We start from the raw sequence: 8,491 nt of genomic DNA, 5'->3' as shown, positions 1-8,491 counted from the left end.
AATCCTCCCTGTCGCGAAGCGATGGGGAGGGGGACCGCGCCCAAAAGGGCGCGGTGGAGGGGCCGCAACGCCAGCGCCAAAGCCTCTCCGTCAGCGCTTCGCGGTGCCACCTCCCCATCGCTTCGCGACAGGGAGGATCGTTCGTCGAACGTCAGAAATTCATCCGCGCCGTCACCCCGAAATAACGCTCCGCATCGCGCGGGGTGATCTGGCGCATGAAGCTGGTGCCGTTCGGGATGCGCTGGATCACGAACTGCTTGTCGGTCAGGTTCTTGACGATGAACGACAGGCTGTATTTGTCGTCGTCGGTGCTCACCTTGATCCCGGCATCCCAGATCGCATAGGCGTTCTGGAAGGCGTTGGGGTTCTGGTTGATGTCGAAATTGGTTTTGCTCTGATAGACGAGCGAGCTGTTCAGATCGACGTTGAACCCGTCGATATTGAGCGGCAGGCGCCAGTCCATCGTTACCGTGCCCTTATATTTCGGGGCAAAGGGCAGGGGCTTGCCGTTGATCGCATCGGCGCAGGTCACCGCCGCGCCCGGCGGGCAGATGAACTGGTTGATGTGCGCGTCGGTGTAATTGAACCCGCCCGACAGCGACAGATCGTCGGTCACCGCGGCGTTGAAATCCACCTCGATGCCGCGCGTCGACACCGTGCCTGCGTTGGTCAGGCGCGTAACGACCTGCCCCGCGACGATGTCGAGGAAGTTCGCCTGGTAATTGTCGTATTTGGCATAGAAACCCGCGATGTTCAGCGTCAGGCGGCGGTCGAACAACCGCGTCTTCAGGCCGACTTCATAGGCGTCCGATTTTTCGGGATCGATGCGGCCGGTATCGCGCGCCAGCATGTTGAAAAAGATGTTGAGCGCCGGGCCCTTATAGCCGCGCGTATAGGTGGTGTAGGCGACGACATCGTCGGTCAGGTCATATTGCAGACCGGCATTGCCCGACCAGCCCGTATCCTTGATTGACCCCGCCGAAGCGAAGGCCGGGTTTACGCCGGAGAAGGCGGCGAGCGAGGTCGAGCGACGCGCGAAGTCATAGCTGACCTTGTCGTTGGTGTGGCGCAGGCCGACGATGCCGCGGAAGGCGTCGGTGAAGTTCAGCGTCGCCTGACCGAACGCCGAATAGCTGGTCAGCTTGGTCGTGAAATCGGCATTGCCCTCGTTCGTCAGATAGGTCGACGAGCCCGCGGCGCATGGCGTCAATCCGCCAACGGTCGGCAGCGTCGATGCGGTACAGCTCGTTACCGTGCGGTTGAAGAAATCATCTTCCTTCGTGTGATAATAATAAAGCCCCGCAACATATTCGAAGAATTGCGGGTTCGCCGACGCGATGCGCAGCTCCTGCGTGAACTGGTCGAACTTCAAATCGCCGCGATCGTGCGAACGGACGTCGCCCGCTGCGGTGCCGGTGTTGACGTAACGCGGCGCATCCGACCGGAAATCGCCGTCGCGCTGCTGGAAATTATACCAGTGGCGATAGGCGGTGATCGAGGTCAGCGTGACCCCGCCAAGGTCGAGGTCGATCTGCCCCGACACGCCGCTGTTCTTGTCCTTGGTGTACGGATCAAGGTCGTTGTCGATGTCCTTGTTCTTGCCGTCGAGCGTCAGCGGCGCGAGGCTCGGGATGAACACCGCATTGTTGAACGCTGACGGGAAAACAGTGCCGATGCTGTCGGCGAAACCATTGTCGCTGTTCTTCGAATAATCGCCGATCAGCGTGATCTTGAGGTTATCGGTCGGCTCGGCGATCAATTTGCCGCGCACGCCCCAATGCTCGTAACCATTGACCTTGTGGTTGTTGAACACGTTGCGGGCGTTGCCGTCATATTGCGACCAGAAACCGGTGAGCGAACCGCGAATGCCCTCGGCGAGCGGACCACCGACGCTACCACGAATGCGATATTCATTGCCTTCGTACCAGGCGGCGTCGACATAACCGCCCAGCTCGTTGCCGGGTTCGCGCGATACGATGTTGATCACGCCCGCGCTGGCATTCTTGCCGAACAGGCTGCCCTGCGGGCCGCGCAGCACTTCGATACGCTCGACGTCGAGGAAGTCCGACGTCTGCTGGCCGGTGCGCGCATAGACGACGCCGTCGATCACCGTCGACACCGAAGGCTCGACCCCCGACGAGAAGCTGATCGTGCCGACGCCGCGGATCGACAGCGCCGAATCCTTGTTGGTGTTGCCCTTGCGAAAGGTCAGCGTGGGGACGCGCTGGAACAATTGCTCGGCCGAATTGACGTTTGACCGCTCAAGCTGCGCGCCCGACACCACCGAGATCGCGACCGGCACATCCTGCAAATTCTGTTCGCGCTTCTGCGCGGTGACGATGATGTCGGTCGATGCGAAGGGCGCGTCGGCTTCGGCCGGGGCCTTAGCTGGAGCGTCTTGGGCGGCGGCGGGGGCGGCGATCAGCGCCATCGCCATCGTCGTCGAAAGCGCCAGAGCCAGCTTGAACTTCGTCGTCGTCATCGAAAACCTCCCCACTCGTCCGGCGGATCATCTGCCCGCCTGGATCTTTGGAACCGTGGCACGGCCGCCGAAAACGGCCGAGAATCCTCCGGTCGACCCAAGGGCCAACCCGCCATGCATAGGGATGCGCCCCCAAATCATATCAGTCCAATCGAGAAATGTCGGGAGATTATGTCCAAATGCTATGACTTGAGAAAGGCGGCCACCAATCGCTTTTCGACCGGTCCTATTCTATCTTCGTCATCCCGGGCTTGATCCGGGATCCATGGGCCTCTCTGCACGGGTCGTTCTCGACTTCGTGGACCCCGGATCGAGTCCGGGGTGACGAAAAAGATAGACGCGAAGCGACGGACCTACTTTGAAGACACCACTTTCTGCACATGCGCGAGGCATGCCGCGGTCTCGCGCTGCACATCGGCGTTCAGCCACGCGACAATCTCCGGGGTCGGACCGATATCGGGTTCGAGCAGCGCGAAATCGAGCGTGACGGGCGGGGAAATCGGGCGGACCGCAACGCCCAGCCGGTGGAAGCGCGGCGCGCTGAACGGCTCGGCAATCGTCACGCCCAGCCCGGCTTCGACGAAGGCGTATAATATCTGCGAATGCTGCGTCTCCAGCCGCCGCGATACGGTGATGCCCGAAGTTTCCAGCGCGGTGTCGATCCCGGTCCACAGCGCATCGGCCTCGTGCATCGGGCCGACAAACTCCTCGCCCGCCAGATCGGCGATCGCCAGTCGCTCGCGCGCCGCCAGCGGGTGGTTGGCGGGCAGGATGCAGACATATTCGGCGCGCGCGAGCGGTGTCGACCTTATGCCCTCGCGGCCCTGCATATCGACCCCGACGCCAAGGTCGGCCTGTCCGAGGAACACCCGCTCCTCGATCGCGCGCTGACCGAGCGATTCCACGATGATCTTGATGTCGGGATAGAGGATACGAAAGCGCGCGATCACCGCAGGCAGGATCGCCATTGCGATCGCCGCCAGCGCCGCGATCCGCACCGTGCCCACCGGATGCGCGCGAATGCGCCGCGCCGCCTGATCGAGCAGGTCGAGACCGGCGTAGCTTCGCCGCACGGCTTCATACAGCGCCTGTGCCTGCGCGGTCGGATGCACGCGCGCGCCGCGCCGGTCGAACAGGCGGAACCCGACTGCACGCTCCATGTCGGCGATCAGCCGGCTCACCGACGGCTGGCTGATATTCAGCATCGTCGCGGCGGCCGTAATGCCCCCGCTCATCATCACGGCGCGAAACGCCTCGACCTGTCTCATTCGCATCGGCCATAGTATAGACGTATGACCGGCGGATGCAATTCGATTGGATGCGATGGCTGCCATCTGCGATGTGGGTGAAGATTGAAAAGATACGGGAGAGTGAAGATGGATTACGCCGCACAGCGCGAACAGTTCGCCACCGAAGGCTATGCCGTGTTCGAACGCATCCTCGAAGGCCCGCTGCTCGACCTGCTCCGCGCGGAATGCGGCCGCGTCATCGACCGGGAAGACGCGCGCCTCGACAGCCTCGGCGTCGAGGTCGACGGCATCAGCCACAAGGGCAAGCGCTATTTCGCCGGCGAATGCCAGCGCCAGCAGCCCGACCTGCGCAACATGCTGTTCAGCGAAACGATGGCGGACATCTGCCGCGCGACGCTCGGCGACGACGCCTATTTCTTCTACGACCAATATGTCGTGAAGGGCGCCAGCGAGGGCATGCCGTTCAGCTGGCACCAGGATTCGGGCTATGTCGTCGGCAACGGCGGGCCGGTGGATCACAAACCGTACCTCACCTGCTGGTGCACGCTCGATGATACGACGGTCGCGAACGGCACCGTCCGCATCCTGCCCTTCTCGCAGGCACCCGGCACGCGCGAAGGCATCGTCCCGCACATTCGCCAGCCGGGCAGCAACGACCTCGTCGGCTACACTGGCGACAACGAAGGCGTGACGCTCGAAGTCCCCGCGGGCAGCATCGTCGCCTTCTCCAGCCTCGCGCTCCACGCGACCGGATCGAACTCGACGCCGAACATGCGCCGCGTCTATCTCGCGCAATATTCCCCCGAGCCGATCCTCAACCCCGGCACCAATCATCTGCGCCGTAACGCGATCGCGTTCCTGCGCGGCGGCAGCCAGGTGACTTTCAACTGAGGGAGGATATCATGATCGATCGTCCCCGCATCGTCGCACTCGGTGGCAATGCGACCGCCGGCGGCTCGGCCGAACGCCTGCTCCGCCACGCTCTCATGCGCTGCGAGGCGCAGGGCGCGGAGACAATGCTCTTCGCGGGCGAGGCGATCGATCTTCCGATGTACGCCCCGCACCGCAGCGAGCGCTGTTCGAAGGCGCAGGCGCTGATGGCCGCGCTGCGCGGCGCCGACGGCATCGTCGTCGCCTCGCCCGCCTATCACGGGACGGTATCGGGCGTGGTCAAGAACGCGCTCGACTATGCACAGGATCTCGTTTCCGACGCGCAGCCCTATTTCGACGGTCGCGCCGTTGGGTTGATCGCGGTGGCGGGCGGATGGCAGGCGGCGGGCAGCACGCTCGCGACGCTGCGCTCGATCACCCATGCGCTCCGCGGCTGGCCGACGCCGATGGCGGTTACCGCCAACTCCAGCCAGCCGCTCTTCGACCCCGACGGCATGCTGACCGATCAGGGTATCGCCTCACAACTCGACATCATGGCCGGACAGGTCGTGACCTTCGCGCGGATGAAGCGCGCCTATGCGGATGGGGACAGGGCCTCCTTGACGGCCTGACGTCCGCCATCGCGGAAGGCATCTTTCGATGTCTCCCGGTCCGTACGGAGCATATTAGGACCAATCGACATTCAGCTCAGGGTGAGTCGAAAATGGTGATTTTCCGTGACCCGGAGCGCAGCGTACATCTGGTACGTGAGCACCGGAAGCACGGGAAATCGCCATCTGCAGGCCGCCATGGGCTGAATGTCGATTGGTCCTAGAACTTCACGCTGAGCCCGGCGGTGATCCTGCGATCGGTGAGACCCTGAAAGCACAAGAGCGCCTTGTTGTTCACGCAATATTGGTTCTGGTCGCCGCGCAGCAGGTTGATGCCCTCGACGCCGACGTTGATATTCTCGGTGATGTCGTAGTTGATGCTGGCGTTGAGCTGTCCGCGTGCGCCGTTGATAAGCGGCAGGCCGAAGAAGAACGGGTCGTTCGACACATAGCTCGAGCGCCACGTGTAGCGCAGCCGCGCGTTCAGCCCGTATTTGTCGTAGAAAAGCGTCGTATTGTAGGCATATTTCGACAGGTTCGTCAGCGAGATCAGGTCCTGTGAGCCCGGATGTCCCAGCTGGGTGAACACGGTGCGGGGGCCATCGGCGGCGCGGTACTCGCGCGCCGAACCACCGGCCTTCTGATAGGTGAAGTTGCCGATGAATCCGAACCCCGAAGCGAAGCCGAGCGTGTCCTCCCATGCCGACAGATCGTGCTGGAAAGCGACCTCGACGCCGGTTTGGGTCGTGGTCCCCGGAACGTTGAACGTCGAGCTTCGCGGCACGCAGATGCCGACCCCCTGAATCGGGTTGTTGATGTTCCGGTTGGCGATCGGATTATAGATGCCGCCGCCCGGACAGGCGGGGTCGATCGAAATGTTGAGATTGCCGTTAGCGTCGAGATTGGGCGCCGGATCCTCCCGCCGCTGCGCAAACAGGTTGGTGCGGCTCTTGTGGAAGAAGCCGATGCTGATCAGGCTCGACGGCGCGAAATAATATTCGCCCGAGAGATCGAACGACCATACCGCTTCGGGAACGAGGTCGGGGTTGCCCACCGCGACCGGCGTATTCGCGCCAGTGCCGAACGAGAAGGACGTCGACAGCGTGTCGAAATTCGGGCGGCGAATATCCCTTGCGATACCGGCGCGGACAAGCAGCTTGTCGGCCGGCTCGAGGACGAGATTGAAGCGCGGAAGCAGGAAATTATACGAGCTGCTTGCGACGGTCTGCCCCGTCACCGCGCCGTTCGCGATATTGTTCCCCGTCGAGGACAGTTTGGTGTGCAGCCAACGGAAGCCGGCATTGCCGCGCACCGGCATGCCGGCAATCTCGCCCTCCATATTGGCTTGGAAATAGGCGGCGTTGGTCGTTTCCTTGATGCTGAAGAAACCCGCGAAGGATTCAGTCGGTGTCGCAAGCGACGCCACGGCAGGACCTTGGGTTCGGGCTGCGTTACTCGCTGCGATTGCGGCATTGAGCGACTCCAATACCTTGGCCGGGTCGCGGAACGCCAACCCGCCGTCGATCAGAAGGAAGTCGGCGAAGGACAGCCTGCGCCCGTCGGCAGCATCGAAATTGCGGGGCCCTGGGATCAGGATGTCGGAAAACAGGTCGCCCGACGGCCTGTTCCAGGCGCTGGTTGTGTTGGTCAGGCTGACATTGTTCGAAAATTCGTTGTTTTCCGCCGACGTCCGGTTCCAGCGATAGCCAAAGTCGAGCGATGTGACGAAGGGATTGAGGTCGGTCGTGTCGTACGAAAAATCGAGGCGCGCCGTCTTTTCCTTGTTGTCGGTCGAGTTCGCGCCCTGCGTGACCTGTTGCAGTTGATAGTTCGCGGGATCAAGCAATTGCGCAGTCGTCGGTGCGAAAGGGCTGGCCTGATCGATACCGAATTGCAGCGTGCCGCCCCGCAAGTCGAATTCGATCGGCACGCCGTTGTCGATGCTGCGCCCGATCACCGGCTGCGGGCCGTTGGGGTTGATGAAGTCGAGCGTCGTCGAGAAGTTCGGGAAATCGGATTTGGAGGTCGACAGCGACACTTCGGCGCGCACCTTCAAATTATCGGTCGCCTGCCAATCGGTGCCGAAATCGAAGACGCGGCTCTTGGTCACGCGTGCGCCAGTGTCGCTCGACGCCCGCAGATTTGGATCGATCACGCTTCCGGTCGTGCCGCCGATGCCGATGGTGCCCGCGACCGCCGCCTGCACGCTGCCGAGGTCGATCGAGCCATTTGGCCCGCTGAGCGATCCGAAATCGACGGTTTCGAACGCGGTGTTGTTCATCGCGTCGACGACCGACGGTGTTGCGGTGCCCGATATCTGCACGCGGTGGCTCTGCTGTCCGCGATTCTGGTTGTTCAGCGTCGCGTCGAAATAGAATTTCAGGTCGTCGTTCGGCTTCCATTCCAGCGCGGCGGTGCCGTTGTAGGTTTCATATTCGTAATTCTCGAGCCCCTGCTGGAGGAACTGGATGCGCAGATAGGGAAAGGCTTCGGCGCTCGGGCCTGAGCCGGGAAGGACGAGCGCGTCGCGATCGACGCGCGGCTTGAATGCGGCGACATCCTGGCGGGCATAGCTGCCGCTCAGCACGATGCCGATCTCTCCGATGCCGGTGTCCCACCGGTTGCCGAGCGTGGCGGACACACGCGGCAGCGTCGATTTCGACAGGTCGCTGTTTTCCATCTGGGCGCGCGCGGCGATCAGCGGTTCCTTGAGGTCGAGCGGGCGGATCGTCCGCAGATTGATCGTGCCGCCGACCGACCCCTCGATCGTCTGCGCAGTCGGAACCTTGGTGACCTCGACCGACGCGATCAGCGCGGCGGGCAAATCCTCGAAGCTGATGCCCGAGCGGCCGGCCCCCGACCCCACGGTCGAAACGCCATTGATTTCGGTGCGGTTCGCATCGGTGCCGCGGATCTGCACGGCGTTGCCGACCCCCGCTTGCCGCGTGATCTGAACGCCGGTGACATTTTCGAGCACTTCGGCGAGGTTCTGGTCGGGCAGCTTGCCGATATCCTCGGCCTGGATGACCTCGACGATATTGTCGGTAGTGCGCTTTTCGCCCAGCGCGGTTGCAAGGGAGCTGCGAATGCCCGTTACGACGATCGCATCATCGCCCGGCGCCTCGGAAGCGGCACTTTCGTTATCCTGCGCGGCCGTGTCCTGCGCGAAGGCCGGGCTGCCAAACATCGCGAGCGCCGTGGTGCCGAGCAGCGCCGCCGCAAGGTTAATTTTGCCGGCGCCCGATGCGCGAACGATGCTGCCCCGAATCATCCCACTC

General features: G+C 62.8%; 5 protein-coding genes. 2 read left to right on the top strand and 3 right to left on the bottom strand.

All coding sequences use genetic code 11. The features are described 5' to 3' along the window. Nucleotides 1-151 precede the first annotated feature (151 nt). Both ACREBX_RS00095 and ACREBX_RS00090 read right to left on the bottom strand, forming a co-directional pair. A complete protein-coding gene (locus ACREBX_RS00095; RefSeq protein ID WP_431559721.1) occupies nt 152-2,482 on the bottom strand; it encodes a TonB-dependent receptor in 2,331 nt (776 codons plus the stop codon). A 353-nt stretch (nt 2,483-2,835) separates the two neighbouring features. Beyond that, entirely contained in the window at nt 2,836-3,750 is a 915-nt protein-coding gene (locus ACREBX_RS00090) for a LysR substrate-binding domain-containing protein (protein ID WP_431559720.1), read from the bottom strand. A gap of 108 nt (nt 3,751-3,858) precedes the next feature. Here ACREBX_RS00090 and ACREBX_RS00085 point away from each other — a divergent pair, with 108 nt between their 5' ends. Continuing rightward, a complete protein-coding gene (locus ACREBX_RS00085; RefSeq protein WP_431559719.1) occupies nt 3,859-4,623 on the top strand; it encodes a phytanoyl-CoA dioxygenase family protein in 765 nt (254 codons plus the stop codon). A gap of 11 nt (nt 4,624-4,634) precedes the next feature. After that, nucleotides 4,635-5,234 carry an NADPH-dependent FMN reductase gene (locus tag ACREBX_RS00080; protein ID WP_431559718.1) on the top strand — a complete coding sequence of 200 codons (600 nt, stop codon included), beginning with the start codon at nt 4,635-4,637 and terminating at the stop codon, nt 5,232-5,234. Between the two features lie 199 nt (nt 5,235-5,433). Here ACREBX_RS00080 and ACREBX_RS00075 read toward each other — a convergent pair whose 3' ends face one another. Continuing rightward, nucleotides 5,434-8,484, bottom strand: a complete 3,051-nt coding sequence (locus ACREBX_RS00075) for a TonB-dependent receptor (RefSeq protein WP_431559717.1) — start codon at nt 8,482-8,484, stop codon at nt 5,434-5,436. Nucleotides 8,485-8,491: the final 7 nt, after the last annotated feature.

The organism is Sphingopyxis sp., assembly GCF_050725655.1.
Lineage (GTDB): Bacteria > Pseudomonadota > Alphaproteobacteria > Sphingomonadales > Sphingomonadaceae > Sphingopyxis.
The sequence above is the reverse complement of the archived record's forward strand: the minus strand, read 5'-3'. Positions and strand labels throughout refer to the sequence as shown.